The sequence below is a fragment of the Methanosarcina sp. 1.H.A.2.2 genome (assembly GCF_000979975.1).
Lineage (GTDB): Archaea > Halobacteriota > Methanosarcinia > Methanosarcinales > Methanosarcinaceae > Methanosarcina.
In genome coordinates this window covers 1-18,202 of sequence record NZ_JJQL01000077.1, presented here as the reverse complement: position 1 = coordinate 18,202, position 18,202 = coordinate 1, and the positions used below count along the sequence as shown (strand labels likewise).

The 18,202-nt window shown below is 42.0% G+C and carries 16 protein-coding genes; 7 read left to right on the top strand and 9 right to left on the bottom strand.

Going from position 1 to position 18,202, the window contains the following annotated elements; translation table 11 throughout:
• Positions 1 to 191: 191 nt before the first annotated feature.
• Positions 192 to 416 (top strand): hypothetical protein, encoded by a 225-nt coding sequence (locus tag EO93_RS16950; RefSeq protein WP_082106076.1) that lies wholly within the window; start codon positions 192 to 194, stop codon positions 414 to 416.
• Here EO93_RS16950 and EO93_RS18515 read toward each other — a convergent pair.
• Entirely contained in the window at positions 413 to 535 is a 123-nt protein-coding gene (locus EO93_RS18515; protein ID WP_255350226.1) for a hypothetical protein, read from the bottom strand. The genes EO93_RS16950 and EO93_RS18515 overlap by 4 nt on opposite strands.
• 363 nt (positions 536 to 898) lie before the next feature.
• Between EO93_RS18515 and EO93_RS11680 the strand changes: the two genes are divergently transcribed.
• The gene (locus tag EO93_RS11680) at positions 899 to 1,183 is read left to right on the top strand and encodes a non-histone chromosomal MC1 family protein (RefSeq protein ID WP_048136091.1); all 285 of its coding nucleotides are present in this window, start codon (positions 899 to 901) and stop codon (positions 1,181 to 1,183) included.
• 247 nt (positions 1,184 to 1,430) lie between these two features.
• The gene (locus EO93_RS11675) at positions 1,431 to 1,862 is read left to right on the top strand and encodes a metal-dependent hydrolase (RefSeq protein ID WP_048162669.1); all 432 of its coding nucleotides are present in this window, start codon (positions 1,431 to 1,433) and stop codon (positions 1,860 to 1,862) included.
• A gap of 510 nt (positions 1,863 to 2,372) precedes the next feature.
• On the opposite strand, the gene EO93_RS11670 is transcribed toward EO93_RS11675, so the two are convergent.
• From EO93_RS11670 to EO93_RS11650, 5 genes are all read right to left on the bottom strand, one after another.
• On the bottom strand, positions 2,373 to 2,771 hold the full coding sequence (locus EO93_RS11670; RefSeq protein ID WP_048136087.1) for a transcriptional regulator protein: 399 nt from the start codon (positions 2,769 to 2,771) through the stop codon (positions 2,373 to 2,375).
• Between the two features lie 669 nt (positions 2,772 to 3,440).
• Positions 3,441 to 4,052, bottom strand: coding sequence for an orotate phosphoribosyltransferase-like protein (locus EO93_RS11665; protein ID WP_048162668.1), 612 nt, complete (start codon positions 4,050 to 4,052; stop codon positions 3,441 to 3,443).
• 1,226 nt (positions 4,053 to 5,278) lie between these two features.
• Complete coding sequence (locus tag EO93_RS18510; protein WP_048162667.1) at positions 5,279 to 5,551, bottom strand: YkvA family protein; 273 nt, start codon at positions 5,549 to 5,551, stop codon at positions 5,279 to 5,281.
• Positions 5,552 to 5,843: 292 nt separating this feature from the next.
• Positions 5,844 to 6,344 (bottom strand): type 1 glutamine amidotransferase domain-containing protein, encoded by a 501-nt coding sequence (locus tag EO93_RS11655; RefSeq protein ID WP_048162666.1) that lies wholly within the window; start codon positions 6,342 to 6,344, stop codon positions 5,844 to 5,846.
• Between the two features lie 192 nt (positions 6,345 to 6,536).
• Positions 6,537 to 7,721 (bottom strand): PLP-dependent aspartate aminotransferase family protein, encoded by a 1,185-nt coding sequence (locus EO93_RS11650; protein WP_048162665.1) that lies wholly within the window; start codon positions 7,719 to 7,721, stop codon positions 6,537 to 6,539.
• Positions 7,722 to 7,984: 263 nt separating this feature from the next.
• Between EO93_RS11650 and pncB the strand changes: the two genes are divergently transcribed.
• The gene (gene pncB / locus EO93_RS11640) at positions 7,985 to 9,190 is read left to right on the top strand and encodes a nicotinate phosphoribosyltransferase (RefSeq protein ID WP_048135313.1); all 1,206 of its coding nucleotides are present in this window, start codon (positions 7,985 to 7,987) and stop codon (positions 9,188 to 9,190) included.
• 181 nt (positions 9,191 to 9,371) lie between these two features.
• Here pncB and EO93_RS11635 read toward each other — a convergent pair whose 3' ends face one another.
• The 3 genes from EO93_RS11635 to EO93_RS11620 all read right to left on the bottom strand — a co-directional run bounded on the left by EO93_RS11635 (position 9,372) and on the right by EO93_RS11620 (position 11,654).
• A complete protein-coding gene (locus EO93_RS11635; RefSeq protein ID WP_048162663.1) occupies positions 9,372 to 9,998 on the bottom strand; it encodes a LysE family translocator in 627 nt (208 codons plus the stop codon).
• Between the two features lie 266 nt (positions 9,999 to 10,264).
• Entirely contained in the window at positions 10,265 to 11,140 is an 876-nt protein-coding gene (locus EO93_RS18575; RefSeq protein ID WP_082107644.1) for a DUF134 domain-containing protein, read from the bottom strand.
• Positions 11,141 to 11,273: 133 nt separating this feature from the next.
• A complete protein-coding gene (locus EO93_RS11620) occupies positions 11,274 to 11,654 on the bottom strand; it encodes a DUF134 domain-containing protein (protein WP_342764204.1) in 381 nt (126 codons plus the stop codon).
• Between the two features lie 2,208 nt (positions 11,655 to 13,862).
• Here EO93_RS11620 and cdhA point away from each other — a divergent pair.
• From cdhA to cdhC, 3 genes are all read left to right on the top strand, one after another.
• The gene (cdhA, locus tag EO93_RS11615; protein WP_048162662.1) at positions 13,863 to 16,280 is read left to right on the top strand and encodes a CO dehydrogenase/acetyl-CoA synthase complex subunit alpha; all 2,418 of its coding nucleotides are present in this window, start codon (positions 13,863 to 13,865) and stop codon (positions 16,278 to 16,280) included.
• 2 nt (positions 16,281 to 16,282) lie between these two features.
• Entirely contained in the window at positions 16,283 to 16,795 is a 513-nt protein-coding gene (cdhB, locus tag EO93_RS11610) for a CO dehydrogenase/acetyl-CoA synthase complex subunit epsilon (protein ID WP_048135321.1), read from the top strand.
• Between the two features lie 24 nt (positions 16,796 to 16,819).
• Positions 16,820 to 18,202 (top strand): CO dehydrogenase/CO-methylating acetyl-CoA synthase complex subunit beta (gene cdhC / locus EO93_RS11605; RefSeq protein ID WP_048162661.1); only part of this gene is annotated, 1,383 nt, incomplete at its 3' end.

The following is an 18,202-nucleotide window of genomic DNA, read 5'->3' as shown; positions in this document are numbered from 1 at the left end:
ATGGTGGGGATTTAGATTTAACTGGAAATGCTGCACCATCAACTACAGGAATAGCACATGCAAATAATTTAACTGCCAGGGGATGGAAGGTTCAAAGTTAAAAAAATCTACCAGTTGCAAATTTAACAAGTCTGCTTGTTTGCGTATCTTCATAAACGATAAGGTATAATAATAAATTGGAGTGAATAATTGTGCATAAATTTATGAAAATAGTGGGTTGTATCTTAGCAACAATAGGGTTTGCTTGTGTTGTAAAACATATCATGCATTACAAAGAAGGTTGCTGTTTGTGTGGTTGGCATAAAATAAAAGTAGAAGACGAAAAACCAACTGGTGAAACTGTATCGCATAAAATAAAAGTAGAAGATGAAAAACTACATGGTTCAAGGTATGGTTCTAATCCGGTCCGTTATTAAACCCGACAACCATACGTGGAAGGATTATGCCAGGCTTCCAGGATAAGGATAGGCATGTTGGAAATCCGGCATGAAGGTCGTGCCTTATTTTTGCCTGTTGGAGGATCAACTCCAGGCACAGGTTGACCTTCTTACCGACCAGTTGCACAAAAAGGATGAGTAAATAGAAAACTTAAGTATTTGTAACGAAAGAACTCAGGTAATGAATAATTCAGTTGAAGTCAAATCAGCCATCTAGCTAATGAAAGTTATTTAATACATTCTTAACTACTGCCTATATTATTTCATCACAGATCCTAAGATATAAATATTTACATATACCCCATTTTGACAACAATATAGAAAAATTTAGTTTATATATTCTTCCTAAAATAATGGGGATTTTATCACAAACCAATAACTATCGACAACATTCAAAGAAAAAGTTTATATGCTTTAACACTTAATCAGTCTCTAGTAACATATTTTGCGAGATGACTCTTATGTCTGACACAAGAAATTTTGTATTAAGAGACGAAGACGGCAATGAACACGGAGTTTTCACTGGAAAACAGCCTCGTCAGGCTGCTCTGAAAGCAGCAAACCGGAGCAACGGGACAAAATCCAAACCGGAGATTCTCCGTCTCAGGGAACGCGGGACAAAGAAGGTGCACATTTTCAAGGCATGGAAACAAGTTGTCAAAGCCCCAAAAAATAGGCCTAGCTGGATGCCAGAGAAAATCAGCAAGCCCTTTGTCAAGAAAGAGAGAATAGAAACAATCGAATAAATATAAAGGAAGCAAAAGGTAAATAGGTTTTATAGTAAAACTTATTTACCTTATTTTCAGACAGCAACCTTTTACCCTAAAATATTGCTATTTCTCTGTTTTTTAACCTCAACTCGAGACCAATGGTCTATTCCAGCCAGTTTAATATGGCGGACTTTAGGTCAAAACGTTGCTATTTTGGTAAAGTTCTGCAAGAAACAGATCTTTAGACCATATTTATATGTAACTAAAGTACCTTTTAATTTTGATGCTTCTTTTTGGACATATTGGCGTCACGCTGGGGGTATTTTTCGGATTTGCATTTTTTATACCACAATTAAGGACCATTATAGATCCAACATATCTGGTCATTGGATCGCTCCTTCCGGACTTAATAGATAAACCTCTAGGAATGGTTATCTTTTCTTCTACCATTGCAAACGGACGGATAATAGCTCATACATTGTTATTTTCTTTTACCCTCTTTCTGACAGGTTTATACTTATATGATAAAAGAGGAGATATCAAAGTCCTTACCCTTGCAGCAGGTTCTATTTTTCACCTTATGGAAGATCAGATGTGGAAATCGCCTCGAACTTTATTTTGGCCTCTCCTGGGATGGCGTTTCCGCAAAAATCCGCATCAAACTGGACTAAAATACTTAATAACGCTTTTTAAAAGATCATTTAGAGAGTTATAAAACAGACGATACTTATCATGATACTTATCATTTGTCATATGTTAAAGAATATTTTAGAGACTGTTTATTATTTTCGGGTTTTTTGACGATCCCATAAGATATTAAAAAGTTTCCTGGTGTCGCGTCAATCCTCAAGGATTGAATAATTCTGAATAGTTGTTCTTGATTTTATACGACATTTTACTGCTGACGCGACACTAGAATATCTATCGAGTTTGTAGTGATCTGGACGGGAACCAAGCATAGCTTCTGTAACCCTCCACATACCGAACACGTACACATATCTGGAAGCCACGTACAAAGGCGAAGGCTATCGCTGGGAAAGGATAGGGATTAAGGCGTGAAGGCGTTGCCTGTCGAAGAACCAGCTGCACATTAAGGATGAGAAGATAGAAAAGCTAAATGAAGTTACCCAAAAGCAAGCTGTCCATATTAAATGTTTTTTTCCATAATAGTGAATTCCAAAAAAGGATTGTCAGCCATTATGGAGTTAATCCTTTTTGAAAGCCTTCACTTTGAGAGAGTAAGAGACACCTGTTTGCTCATCACTTTCAGTTTCTTGATTACTGAGATGGTTGCCTGAGATTCTTTGTAAATCTGGTCTTCGTAATAACTTATGATCTCGTCAACCGGAGCCGCAAGAGAATAAATCTTCATCGGCCGCCCTTTTCCCGGCTTTTTTTCGGAGCGCATATTAACCCAGGACTTATCGCACATTAACCTCATTGCAAGACTGACTTCGGGTTGCCTTAATCCAGTACTTATTTCAATTTCCCAGGATGAAGCTTCGTCTACATTCATAAGATATGCCATGGTTGTAGCGGCATTTCTTGACATCCCGAGATCACTTAATGCTTTAATAAAAATATGGTCGTTTTCGTCCAACATTTTTACTTCAGAATCTTTCATGATAACCCCTCAAAATCTCTAGTTTTATGGATTGTTTGTCAGCTTAAAGAATGGTTGTATAATTACTCATTAAACTTGATGACACGTTATAAACATTTTCAAAATATATGTATTTACATAATAAAAAGGTGCCGTTTTGACATTTTGAATAGAATAAAAAACGCTTTTTCTTTATTCCCTGGTTAACCACGTAACATACCCAAAAAACCCTCTAGCAACCTTATCACAGGGTGTGAATCCGGGTATTGAGTATTTGGCCCATCGGCTCAGGATATTAAGAAAACTGATAGGGTGAGCATTTCTGCCGAAGGCATTGTAGTGATCTGGACGAGAATCCGGGATAGCTATTTTGCACGTATCTCCCGAAGACGTATCTCCCAGACCTAAGCACATCTAAGCACATATACCTGAAAGCTAGTCTAAAAGGTCAGGGCTATCGCTCGGGATAAGGATAGGTATTCTGGACATCCGGCGTGAAGGCCTTGCCTTAGTCTCATCCATAGGGTGACAAACTCTTCAGGTACAGGTTAACCTTCTGAGGCTCCAACGCGAAATAACTCAGGTCCATGTTTACACTGTGCTTAACTATTTTCGTAAGCATCTCCATCGATTTTGTTCCAAAATAATTATGTGTTGTCTAAGTTATTTCGTAACGAACCTGGGTATTTTTCAGTCCAAACGTACAATTCTTACAAGAGACTGAATCGGAACATTAGAGATTGTATCTGCACCTTTTTTATCGACCAGTACCGCTACAACTCTTGGTTTTGCATCCATTTCTCTCAGCTGCTCAATTACTTCCATACTGGTGGAACCGGTGGTAACAACATCATCCACGATAACGCAGTTTTTACCGGCAACTGATCCAAAATTTCTGCTGATGGTCCCCCTGTGGCCTGTCTGAACAATATCCTGTCCTTTACGATGATAAATCGCTAAATCTGTACCCAGTTCATATGCCATCATGCTTGCCAGGGGAATACCATTGGCAGCAATGCCAACAACCACGTCTACCTCGGCGTTTTCCTTTTCCAGGGTCTCAAGCACCATGTCACAGAGTGCAAGCGAGATGTTGTGGAGACGTTCAGCACTTTTCCCTATACTGCTCCAGTTTACAGAAATATCTTTAGGAGCGGGAGTTGTTTCTTCTTTTTTTGAACGGGTTAAAAGCCAGGTAACCGTTTCTCTTGAAACGTTGAGTTCATCGGCAATCTGGGCGGTAATAAGCCCATTACTCTGCAGTTCCACAGCTTTCTGTATTAAATCTTCTATATCCTTCATACTTCTATTACCACCTTAAATTTTTATCCGGCTGTATTTCCGGGACCTCTAAATTAAGACAGTATTAGAATATCAAGCGTTATATCTTTTTTCAGCTTAAGATTGACTCTTTTATTATTCCTCTTTTTTTAAGAGGAAAGCCGCAGATGGGGGCAGACTCCCCCTTTATCAAAAGTTTTTCTGCAGTCCATAATTGCTTTTGCCAGATAATGATGTCCTTAATCTATTTCATCTGGATTCAGTTAAGATACAAAACTTCTAAAAATGTTAATTTTATGCCAGCATCTAACATTTAAGTCTGAAAATCGCAAAAATGGTATTCGGAGGTGTGCATAAAATTCGTTAACCGATGACAAAAGATACATCAACTCGAGACAAATGGTCCATTCCAGCCAGTTCCCTATGACGCAGAAGACACTTATTATTGAAGCTGGAGCACATACGAGGCTAAGATGGAATCAAGCATAGTTTCTTTTTTGTAACCCTCTACATACCTAACCACGCACATATATCTCAAAGCTAATCTAAAAAGCCAGAGCTCTCGCTCGAGATAAGGGGAGGTTAAGATGCCAGGCGTGAAGGCCTTGCCTGTCGAAGGACCCGCTGCATACAAAGGATGGTATATTTATCAAACTCAATTTCCGTGATGTACACAGAAATACCATCAATTATCCCAATATGGCAGTAGCTTAAAAATCCATTTTGCCTTTAATGAGTAGAGTGAGCAAATCGGCAAATATATTCTACATCTGTGTACATCTGCGGAATGTAGGGTGAAAACAAGAAAGTCTCACAAAATTAACCTTTTTTAAGGAATTTTTTTGGTACTCTTAACCGATTTGCTTGATAATTTGTGAATAAGAAATATTGCTGCTAAAAATATTATTGGTGGTATTAAGCTTATTAAGGCGGTTGTATAGTCTAATGTTATTGTTTTCATCCGGTTCTCTTTAATAAATATAAAAAAGTAGCTAATGAAGTATATAAGGACAGTTGGCGCTAAGAGTATTGCTTTGTCTATTGTTGTATTTGTTGTTTTTTGTGAGATTGACACATTTTTGATTATACTTAATTGCTGTTTATATATCTTGTGTTTGTTTGTATTTATACAATAATACTATCGATGGAAAGCAGCCAAATAGACAAGTTGATGAACTCATCCCCCATCAAAATTTTACAAAATCTTTTTAAGATACCATAATCCTGGCATTCTCACTCAACGACCTTTATTTCTTTAAAATCTTAACGTAATTTTCTATATATACCTCTTTAGGTACTGATTTTATTGCAATATACAAAAGAACAGGAAGGATTACCATATCGTCGAGATATCCAATTACAGGTATGAAATCAGGTATTAAATCGATTGGTGATAATGCATAGCCTATAGTAATCCATAAAAATATTTTTGTAATTTTGGGGGTGCGAGAGTCTGTGTATAGAAGTTTGCATAATTCGAGGTATTTTTTTGCATTATCCTTTATTTCTTTTAGTTTCATCATGTCTCTAAAAGATACAGAATTAATTATCTATAAATAATTACTTAAAGATAATACTTTTTTCATAGGAGTTACGCACTCGATGTAAAAAATCAAATACAGTAAATAGCATGGTTTAAATTTACATTTTAGCTATTTAACAATTCAATGCTACTATTTTTCAGTTAAAATGTGTAAGCCTTATCCCAATCGTAGACTCAGATTTAATTTTAAGCTTGACTTTATAAACTAAATTTTATTGTAATGGCTATTTTACCTACCATCCCCAAAACCCCGTACTCCTAAAAATAGTTTATTTCAGCAGTTTAATTATTTCCCTTCCAAAAGCGTAAAGGTCAGAGGGGTTCCTTGATGATACCAAATTTCCGTCCACGACAACTTCACGATCTTCGTAAAGTGCTCCTGCGGCCATAATGTCGTCCCTTATCCCTATCCAGCAGGTGGCTTTCCTGCCTTTTATAACACCTGCCGAGATGAGGACCTGGGGGCCGTGGCAGATTGCAGCAACGGGTTTGTTTTCCTTGAAAAAGTGTTTTACAATCTCAAGGGCATCTTTGTCGAGCCTCATTTTTTCGGGCCCTTTTCCACCGGATATCACAAGGATGTCATAATCTGCAGGGTTTACATCCTTAAAGGCGATGTCAGCATCAATTTCATACCCGTGCTTTCCCGTTATCGGCCCCCTCTTCATAGAGGCGACATGTGTGGTAATTCCTTCTTCTTTCAAACGGTGGTAAGGGTAGAAAAGTTCGAGGTCTTCAAAACCATCGGCTCCGAATACAAGTGCTTTCATATGAAATTCCCCCGGATTTCAATTTGCGGTTTCGGTCTCGCGGTTCAGTCTTTCAATTTAGCTTACGGTTTGTCTGGTCTTGCGGTTCTGGTTTTATGCTTTTAATGTTGTAGATAGAAGATTATTCCAGCGGCAAATATACCTTGTCGGGTTCCGAAAATAAAACAGGTGAAATCCTCTTCCTGCCCAGCATTAAGTTTTTGAAAGGGCCTGTTCAAGGTCTGCAATTATATCCTCAGGGTCCTCGATTCCCACAGATAGCCTGACAAGTCCGTCTTTAATTCCTACCTTATTTCTGATATGCCCTGGAATACAGGCATGGGTCATGGAAGCAGGGTGCTGGATAAGGGTATCAGTTGCCCCGAGACTCACTGCAAGGGAGCAGAGCCTGACGTTATCCATAAGCCTGCGCCCGGCTTCAATCCCGCCCCGGATCTCGAAAGAGAGCATTCCACCATACCCGCTCATCTGTTTTTTTGCGATCTCGTGCTGGGGATGGCTTGAAAGCCCCGGATACCTTACCCATATCACTGCGGGATGGGACTCAAGGAAGCTCGCAACCTTCATGGCGTTTTCGGCATGCCTATCCATCCGGATGTGCAGGGTCTTAAGCCCCCTGATGCAGAGCCAGGCTTCGTGCACTCCCATGATCCCGCCCGTATATCCGACAACCTTTCCCAGGCTTTTCATAAAATCCCTGCTTCCTACAACGACTCCGCCGAGCAGGTCTGCGTGCCCGCCTATGTATTTAGTACAGCTGCTGAGGGAAACGTCCGCCCCGAGCAGAAGAGGCTTCTGGAAATAAGGCGTGGCAAAGGTATTGTCTACGACGCAGATGGCTCCCTGTGCCCTTGCAAGCCCGGCAATTTCCCTGATGTCACAGACAGTTATCGTGGGATTGGCAGGTGTTTCCAGAAAGACCATTTTAGTTTCGGGCTTAAAGGCTGCCCTCACATTTTCTATATCGGACGTATCAACAAAACTGACATCTATCCCGAGCCCGGGCAGAACCTCTGAAAAGAGGCTGTAGGTGCAGCCATACACCACATCCGTTGAGATAAGGTGGTCTCCCTGTTTCAGAGCAGAAAGCACAACTGCAGTTATTGCGGCCATTCCTGAAGCAAAAGTCTGTCCTGCCTCCCCACCCTCAAGCGCAGCAACCTTTTCGGCAAGGACCGCATGTGTTGGTGTGTTCGGAGGGATTCTTGCGTATACATACCCGGCTTCCTCTCCTGCAAATCTGGCAGCACCCTGTTCTACATTCTCAAAAATAAAAGTTGAAGTCTGGAATATCGGAGTCGTGTGCGCCCCGAAGACCGGGTCCGGCTTTTCTCCTGCATGCACGCATTTAGTTGCGAACTTAAGTTCTCTTTCCATTTCCCCAAAAACCCCTGTTAAAATTAATTTTCAGAATAATTATCTGTCTTTCAGGTAATTATTTGTTTGGCGGGAAAGACAGGAAAAAGATTTAAAGCCTGCCCAATCTTAATAAAGAAAACTTGCTTTTATGTGGGTACATTAGAAATCAGCAATTTTAAAAATATAAAAGGCTATATACATGAAGCAAAAAGCCGAAATATTACTAAGAAGTTACGGATGTTGCACCAGAAGCAACCTAAAACGTTAAAGGAAGGCCTTCCGTGATAAAATCCATACTTGATAACGATCTTTACAAGTTCACCATGCAGATGGCTGTACTGGAACTATTCCCCAAAGCAGAAGCAGAATACCGTTTTACCAACCGGGGACCCCAGCGCTTTTCCGAAGAGTTTGTAGTAGAGCTCCGGAGAGTCATAGACGAAGAGATAACCGGATTAAGGCTGACAGAAGAAGAATATCATTGGCTTGGTGAATACTGTCCTTTTCTGAAACCCATGTATCTTGAATACCTAAAAAATTTTCGTTTCAGACCCGAGGAAGTAAAAGTCTGCCTCACAGGGGAAAAAGAACTTGACATACGGATAAAAGGGCCCTGGCACAGCACGATTCTGTGGGAGATTGTCCTTATGGCTGCGGTTTCCGAGCTCTATTTCACAACTATAGAGAAGGAGTGGAACGGGAACACGATAAGCCCGGGTACATCCGAATCCGTACTTGCAGCTTATGGAGACAAAATTCTGGAAATCGGAAAGTCGCTTGAGGAAAACGGCTGTCTTTTTTCTGAATTCGGGACCCGCAGGCGGAGAAGCTTTGAACTCCACGACCATGTGATGAAAAACCTCCTGCAGATAAAAACCCTCACAGGAACAAGCAATGTCTATTTTGCAAAAAAATACGGCTTAAAACCCATCGGAACGGTAGGTCACGAATGGATCATGGGCACTTCTGCTCTTATAGGGCTCAGGTACGCTAACCGCTTCGCTTTTGAAAATTGGGTGGAGGTCTACAAAGGAGACCTTGGAATTGCCCTTACGGATACATTCGGCTCTGAGGCTTTTTTTAAGGATATGGACCTGAAGCTGTCAAAAATCTACGACGGCTTCAGGCACGACAGCGGAGACCCTCTCATCTTTGTGGACAGGGTTATAGAGCATTACAGGAAAATGGGCATTGACCCCATGAAAAAGGTAATCGTTTTCAGCGACGCCCTCGACGCTGAAGCTGCAATCCGGCTCAAAAAGTACTGCCAGGGCAAAATCAACTGTAGTTTCGGAATCGGCACAAGCCTTACCAACAATTATGATTTCTTCCGGGAAAGCCCTCCTCTGAATATGGTAATTAAACTCCACAGTGTAAACGGCATTCCGGTAGTGAAATTAAGTGACTCCTCCGAAAAAGAAACCGGAGAAAGGGATGCCCTCAGGGTTGCAAACTATATAGTAGGAAGAAAAGGGCTTGATGAATGACTTAACGAAGAAGGAAAAAGAGAAGGAAAAGGAAGAGAAAAATACTGCAAAATAACTCACGGTGAAAAAGAAAAAATATTATTTTATATTTTTTCCCAGCCCGCTTAAAGGAAAAAACTTAAAATCGGACAATTTCAGCTTTTGAAGACTTGAATCATTAATTAAATCGGAAGTTTTTTACTCATTTGTGGGACAGCGCAAGTTTTACCCCTATTACGGTAAAGATGCCTGCTTTCCCCCACTTGATGTACTTCCCGATTCCGGGTTTTTGTGTAATTTTATCGCCAATAGCTCCGGCAAAGACCGAGATTGCAGTAAAGATCACCCAGGCCTGTACCAGGAACATTACTCCCAGGAATACCATCTGCATGGGAACACTGCCTGCTCCGGTATTTACAAACTGGGGGAGGAATGCCAGGAAGAAGAGGGCAACTTTAGGATTAAGAACATTCATGAAAATCCCGCGCCTGTAAAGGGCAAACGCATTATTTTCCCGGACTGGGGCAGAAGACACCAGCTGTTCATTCTCTTTTAAGGTATTCCAGGCAAGATAAAGCAGGTAAGCTGCCCCGGCATATTTTACGATTTCGAAGGCAAGGGCAGATTTATACACAAGGGCGGAAATCCCGAATGCAGCTGCACTGGTATGGACAAGTATGCCTGTACACAAACCTGTTGCTGTTGCAATTCCTGCCATTTTTCCCTGTGAAATGCTCTGAGTGAGAACGAATAGAATGTCGGGCCCCGGAAGAAATGTAAGGGCTGCCGAGGCTGCAATGAAATAGATTAATTGAGATTGTTCTATCAAGCTTTTTCACTTTTTCCTTTAAAAACTTACAAATATGCGTGGGAATAAAAAATATGTTAAACATACATAAAATTTTTAATCTACAAAAAGTAGGTCTAATCTACAAGCAATTTTATTTAAATTTCTGCAACTCTTCAGGTAGTCTTGTAAAGACTGCCTGAAGAGTTATTTTTTTCTATACATTTCATTTCAGTTGAAGGAAATGTATAGAATAAATATGCCCTCGCAGAAATTGCATTTATCTTTCAATATACAGTTATCTCACTTTAATGATGAGAGCAGTTGCATGTGCCCGTAGTAGACAATTCTGATAATACCCCATCGTTAAAGTTCTGAACTGCATCGGAAATCTTGCCCGCAGCTCCTGCAAACACCTTGATTTTATTTTCAGCCAGCGACATTAACGGTCTTCCGCCGATGCCCGAGACAAGTACGATCTCGACATTTTGCGATTTCAAGATTCTCGAAGGGGCAGCACAATTGTGCTCGCCATCTATAGCCCTGTTGCTTATCGTCCTGATTCCAGTAATGGCTTTATCACGTACATCTACAATGGTAAAGTATTCGCATGAGCCAAAATGGGCACATACATCAGACTCCAATCCAGTATCACTCATCGATGGTATAGCTATTGTTGTCACTTTTTTGCTTCCTTCATTAGTATTCCTGCTGCTTTCCCTTTTTTTAGGGCAACAGTAATCGTTCTCAATAAACCTCTTTCCCCTTCCATCGCCGCCGAGTCGGAAAATTAGATCGGAACCACAATTCGGACAGCTTGCGGGACGAGATTGATTGCACTTTGGTTCCCACACATGATCGCATTCTTTACAGAAAAAATCGACCTTGCATTCACCACTATTAACGTATTCTCCTCCAGAGATCTCGATTGCCTTTCCGTTGACAAGAGCATCAGCCACCTTCTGTCGTGCCTTTTGGAGGTCGCTCCAGAAAGTTTTCCGGGATACTCCCATTCTGTCAGCAGCCTCGCTCTGCTCTACCTGGAGAAGATCACAAAGACGAATAGCCTCAAGCTCTTCTATGGATAGGTTGGCGATTTCCAGATGGCAAAGAGGGATTTCTCTGGGTTTGTAATAGGTGGCCTTTGGAAAGCAAGATACCCTGCGTTTAACTCTATTGACCATCAAATTACACTTATGCGACACGTAATAAATATCTATCGATCAATATATTTTACTTAAAGCGTTTAAAGTATACCTTAACATCGTCATTAAGGATTAGAGTAAACACAAAATACCATAATAACGCCAAAAGTATCTACTCAGCTGGAATGCCATCAAACCAGGAATCCAAAAGTTTGAGACGATTAAAGTTACCAAAAAATCCCCGCATATAGCGGCCATAAGTGTTTTGCTGGGAACAGAAATCGACCTTGCATTCACCACTATTAACGTATTCTCCTCCAGATATCTCGATCGCTTTTCCGTTGACAAGAGCATCAGCCACCTTCTGTCGTGCCTTTTTGAGGTCGTTCCGAAAAGTTTTCCGGGATACTTCCATTCTGTCAGCAGCCTCGCTCTGCTCTACCTGGAGAAGGTCGCAAAGACGAATAGCCTCAAGCTCTTCCAGGGACACGGCAATAATTACGTGAACGCTTAGCGGAATTTCACTGAGTTCGTAATAAGTAACTTTTGGGATTCTTGATACTCCGCTTAACTCAATCGACTGTCAAAATACTCAAAAGAGAGGTTGTATAAATAACTAATGCTACAACAATTTAACTATTGATAAAATTAATAAGCTCCGAAGCCATTTTTATGATTCGGCATTTTAAGTACAAAACCGATAGCAACAAACTCATAACTGTATAAAATGGGGTTATAAATATGACGTTTACTTAATAGTTTTATACCATATGTCCGTTAGTCCTGTGGCTATTTTCTGCCTTTTACACCTGATTTAACGTAAAAGTTCTGCCAATCACTGGTACTTTCGTTTTATCCCTTATTCGAATAATTTCATGTTCATTTCTTATAAAAAATGAGAAGATGATGCCGTTTTTCATGCTTTATTATGAGTCAACGACTCGTAAGAGTTTAAATAGGATTTATACAACGGATTTTTTTATTTTTATAATTAATCCGAACAGAAATGAAAACTATTTATAGTACGTCGCTTATGTGTAATTTAGGGGTCTAACCGAAAAGTGCTGTGACCTACTGTAACTTTTACAATCAGCGATCACAAATGAACGGATTCCGGATAATGAACACTAATTGTCCAATTGTAAATTTTACAACATGCACAGAACTTTTCGGATAGTCTCTAATATCTCTTTTATTATTCTGGATTACAACTTTTACCAATACAGGACTTACCCACTTTATTATTCTGAGATTACAACTTTTACCAATACAGGACTTACCCACTTGAGGTCTAAAACAAAAGCGTTGAACCCCCAAATCTCTGAAAATTCAAGTTTTAACTGTTTAATTTACTGTACTTGATTTTGTATTGTAAGTGTGTAAATTCTAAAACGTTAAAAACGATCTACTAAAAATGTCATTTAAATAGCTGGAACTTTCAAGCAGACGTCAATATAAATTGCACAGTCAGTCTCAGTATGTTAAATATCGTAAATACAATCCTCTGATAAAGTGGCTTTAAGCGTATTTAGGAGGTAAAGCTAAAATGAGCAAATTAACTACCGAGAGTTTTTCTATAGAAGATCTTGAATCCGTCCAGATCACTATCAATAATATTGTAGGGGCAGCAAAGGAGGCTGCGGAAAAAAGTAAAGTGGCTCGTTAAAGCAGGCCCCACACTTTTCTCAGGACTTTAGGAGGTCGTTCCAGAACGTTTTATGAGATACCCTATTCTGTCAGCAGCCTCATTCTGCTCTACCTGGAGAAGGTCGCAAAGACGAATGTCTCCTCTTCTAAGGACACGTTAATAATTACGAGAACATTTAGTGGAATTTCACTGAGTTCGTAATAAGTAACTTTTGGGATTCTTGATACTCCGCTTAACTCAATCGACTGTCAAAATACACAAAAGAGAGGTTGTATAAATAACTAATGCTAAAACAATTTGACTATCGATAAAATTAAAAAGCTCTGAAGCCATTTTTAGGATTCGGCATTTTAAGTACAAAACCAATGGCAATAAACCCATAACTGTATAAAATGTGAGTATGACTATGACGTTTACTTAATAGTTTTGTATCATATGTCTGTTAGTCATGTGGCTATTTTCTGCCTTTTACACCTGATTTAACGTAAAAGTTCTGCTACTCACTGGTACTTTCGTTTTGCATCTTATTCGAATAATTTCATATTCTTTTCTTAGGAAAAATGAGTAGATGATGCCGTTTTTCATGCGTCACCACGAGTAAACGACTCGTAAGAGTTTAGATTGGATATATATAATATAATTTTTTTATTTTTATATTTAAACCGAACAGAAATGGAAATTATTTATAATACGTCGCTAATGTGTAATTTAGGAGTATATCCAAAAAGTGCTGTGACCTACTGTAACTTCTACAATCGACAAATCACAAAAGAACGGATTCCGGATAATGAACACTAATTGTCCAATTGTAAATTTTACAACATGCATAGAACTTTTCGGATAGTCTCTAAGATCTCTTTTATTTTTATGAGATCACAATATTTACGAATATAGGACTTACCCACTTGATGTCTAAAATAAAAGCAGTGAACTCCCAACTCTTTAAAAATTCAAGTTTTAACTGCTTAATATACTGTACTTGATTTTGTATTTTAAGTGTGTAATTTCTATAAAAAGTGAAAAACGATCTCTAAAAAAGTCATTTAAATAGCTGGAACTTTCAAGAATCGTCGGATGAAGTGACTTTAAGCGTATTTAGGAGGTAAAGCTAAAATGAGCAAATTAACTACTGGGAGTTTTTCTATAGAAGATCTTGAATCCGTTCAGATCACTATCAATAATATTGTAGGGGCAGCAAAGGAGGCTGCGGAAGAAAAAGCAAAAGAATTAGGTCCGATGGGACCTACTAATCTGGCCAGCATAGCATCCTACAGAAGCTGGAACTTGCTTCTTCTTAACCGCTACGAGCCTGTTTTAACCCCCATGTGTGACCAGTGCTGTTACTGTACCTATGGACCTTGTGACCTTTCCGGAAACAAAAGAGGAGCCTGTGGTATTGACATGGCTGGCCAGACAGGAAGGGAATTCTTCCTCCGTGTAATTACAGGTACTGCATGCCATGCTGCCCACGGACGCCACCTGCTTGACCATGTGATCGAGATCTTTGGTGAAGATCTTCCACTCAACCTTGGAGAATCAAATGTCCTGACACCTAACGTCACAATCTGCACAGGGCTCAGCCCAAAGACCCTCGGAGAATGCAGAGCTCCAATGGAGTATGTTGAAGAACAGCTCACCCAGCTCCTTGCAACCATCCACGCAGGTCAGGAAAGCGCAGAAATTGACTACGACTCAAAGTCCCTATTCAGTGGTAGCCTGGACCACGTCGGCATGGAAATTTCTGATATTGCCCAGATCTCGGCATATGATTTCCCGAAAGCTGATCCGGAAGCCCCTCTCATTGAAATCGGAATGGGAACCCTTGACCAGTCCAAGCCAATCATTGTTGTCATCGGGCACAACGTAGCCGGTGTAACCTACATCATGGACTACATGGAGGACAATAACCTCACCGACAAGATGGAAATTGCAGGGCTTTGCTGTACCGCATTCGACATGAGCAGGTACAAAGAAGCCGATAGGAGACTCCCATACGCCAAAATCATAGGGTCCCTGGCTAAAGAACTGAAGGTTATCCGTTCCGGAATGCCTGATGTCATTGTTGTCGACGAACAGTGCGTCCGCGGTGATGTCCTGTCAGAATCCCAGAAGCTCAGGATCCCTGTTATCGCTTCCAACGAAAAGATCATGATGGGCCTGCCGGACCGCACAGATGCAGATGTGGATTCAATAGTTGAGGAACTCAAGTCAGGGGCAATACCTGGTTGTGTAATGCTGGACTATGAAAAGCTCGGAGAACTCGTCCCGAAGCTTGCCGAAGTAATGGCCCCAATCCGCGATGCAGAAGGTATCACAGCAATCCCGACTGACGAAGAGTTCAAAGTATACATTGACAAGTGTGCCAAGTGCGGAGAATGCCTGCTGGCATGTCCGGAAGAGCTCGACATCCCAGAAGCTTTTGAATATGCATCCAAGGGGAGCTACGAGTACCTTGAAGCCCTCCATGATATCTGTATCGGGTGCCGCCGCTGCGAACAGGTCTGTAAGAAGGAAATCCCAATCCTGAACGTAATTGAGAAAGCTGCACAGAAGGCTATCAGCGAAGAGAAAGGATGGGTCAGAGCCGGCAGAGGACAGGTAAGTGACGCCGAGATCAGGAAAGAAGGCCTGAACCTCGTTATGGGGACTACCCCAGGCATCATCGCAATCATCGGATGTCCGAACTACCCAAGCGGTACCAAAGATGTTTACCTCATCGCCGAAGAGTTCCTGAAGAGAAACTACCTCCTGGCCGTTACCGGATGTTCCGCAATGGACATTGGTATGTTCAAGGACGAAGAAGGCAAGACCCTTTACGAAAGGTATCCGGGTACATTCGCAGGTGGCGGACTGCTTAACAATGGTTCCTGTGTGTCCAACGCACACATCACTGGAGCCGCTGAGAAAGTTGCCGGAATCTTTGCCCAGAGGACCATGGCAGGAAACCTGGCAGAAATTGCAGACTACACTCTCAACCGTGTAGGCGCATGCGGACTTGCCTGGGGTGCATACTCTCAGAAAGCAGCCTCAATCGGTACCGGATGTAATATCTATGGTATCCCGGCAGTGCTCGGCCCACACAGTTCCAAGTACAGGAGAGCCCTGATTGCCAAGAACTATGATGAGTCCAAGTGGAAAGTCTATGACGCCAGAGATGGCTCAGAGATGAACATCCCACCAGCACCGGAATTCCTGTTGACAACCGCAGAGACCTGGCAGGAAGCAATCCCCATGATGGCAAAAGCCTGCATCCGCCCGTCCGACAACAACATGGGCAGATCTATAAAGCTGACCCACTGGATGGAGCTTTCCTTGAAGTACCTCGGAGTAGAACCGGAAGACTGGTGGAAGTTCGTTAGAAACGAAGCCGACCTCCCACTTGCCAAGCGTGAATCACTCCTCAAGAGGCTTGAAGCAGAGCATGGCTGGGAAATTGACTGGAAGAGGAAGAAAATTATCTCCGGTCCGAAGATTAAGTTCGATGTCTCAGCACAGCCAACGAACCTCAAGAGACTTTGCAAGGAGGCCTGAAAATGGTAGACACTACCAAAAACACCAAGCTTTTTACCAGTTACGGAGTGACAACTTCCAAAGCGACCACCCCTGAGGTAGCAGCCAAGTTGATTTCAAAGGCAAAGAGGCCACTCATTGTGGTTGGGACAAAGATCCTTGATCCGGAACTCCTGGCCAGGGTAGTGAAGATTTCACAGAAAACAAAAATTCCTATTGCAGCTACCGGAAGCTCTATGCCCGGCTTTGTTGACAAGGATGTTGATGCAAAGTACATCAACCTTCACCAGCTAGGCTTTTATGTAACAGACCAAAACTGGCCCGGGCTTGACGGCAATGGGACTTATGACACACTCATCGTCCTTGGGCACATCAAATATTACCTCAATCAGGTACTGTCCGGGACTAAAAACTTCAGTAGTATAAAGGCAATCGCAATTGACAGGAACTACATCCAGAACGCAACAATGTCCTTCGGAAACCTGAGTAAGGCAGACCACTATGCTGCCCTGGATGAACTTATTGATGCATTATAATTCTATTTAGGAGGCGAAAACACAATGGCAGAATTCCCATTTGACATTTCCCCAATGTATGAAGGAGAAAGAGTAAGAAAAGAAGGAATGTTTGTAGAGCTTGGTGGCCCGAAGTCCGTCGGTCTGGAACTTGTCCGTGCGGCAGATATGGATTCAATCGTGGATGACAAAGTAACAATTGTCGGTCCTGACCTTAAGCAGCTCGAAGAAGGGAAGACATACCCCTGGGCAATGGTCTTTAACATTGGTGGAGAACTTGTCGAGCCTGATCTCGAATCAGTCGTAGAAAGGCGTGTTCACGACTTCATCAACTACTGCCAGGGCATCATGCACCTGAACCAGAGGTACGATGTCTGGATGAGAGTTTCCAAGGACACAGCTGCAAAGATGGACTCCTTCGACTCCTTCGGAAAAGCTGTAATGATGCTCTTCAAGAGTGAACTGCCCTTCATCGAGAAGATGCAGGTTACCTTCTACACCGATGAAGAAGAGGTTAAGAAGCAGCTCGAAGCCGCAAAGGATATCTTCAAGGCAAGAGACGCAAGGACAAAAGACCTGCACGATGAAGATGTGGATGTCTTCTACGGATGCACACTCTGCCAGTCCTTTGCTCCGACCAACGTCTGTGTAGTCTCTCCTGACAGGGTTTCTCTCTGTGGTGCAATCAACTGGTTCGACGGCCGTGCAGCAGCAAAGGTAGACCCCGAAGGTCCCCAGTTTGAAATCGCCAAGGGTGAACTTCTTGATGCCAATATGGGTGAATACTCCGGTGTAAACGAAATTGCCAAGAAACTCTCCGCCGGCGAATTCGACAAGATAAAACTCCACTCCTTCTTTGACTCCCCGCACACATCCTGCGGCTGCTTTGAAGTAGTCGGGTTCTACATCCCTGAAGTCGACGGTATTGGCTGGGTTAACAGAGAGTACCAGGGAATGGCCCCGAACGGTATTGGCTTCTCCACAATGGCCGGTCAGACTGGTGGCGGAAAGCAGATCGTAGGTTTCCTCGGTATCGGTATCAACTACTTCTATTCCCCGAAGTTCATCCAGGCTGACGGCGGCTGGAACAGAGTTGTCTGGCTCCCCTCGATGCTTAAGGAGAAGATTGACGAAACCATCCCTGCAGACCTCAAAGACAAGATCGCAACCGAGAAAGATGCAACTGACATCCAGTCCCTGAAGGCCTTCCTCGAAGAGAAGAAACACCCAATAGTTGCCACCTGGGCAGCAGCTGAAGAAGAGGAAGAAGAAGAGGAAGAAGAAGAGGAAGTAGCAGTCGCAGCCGCTCCAATGATGATGCCTGCAGCTGGCTTCCAGATGCCTGCAATGCCAATGATGTCCGGCGGTTCAGGTAGCGGAATAAAGCTGACCTTCAAGAACGCAAAGATCACCATTGACAGGATGATC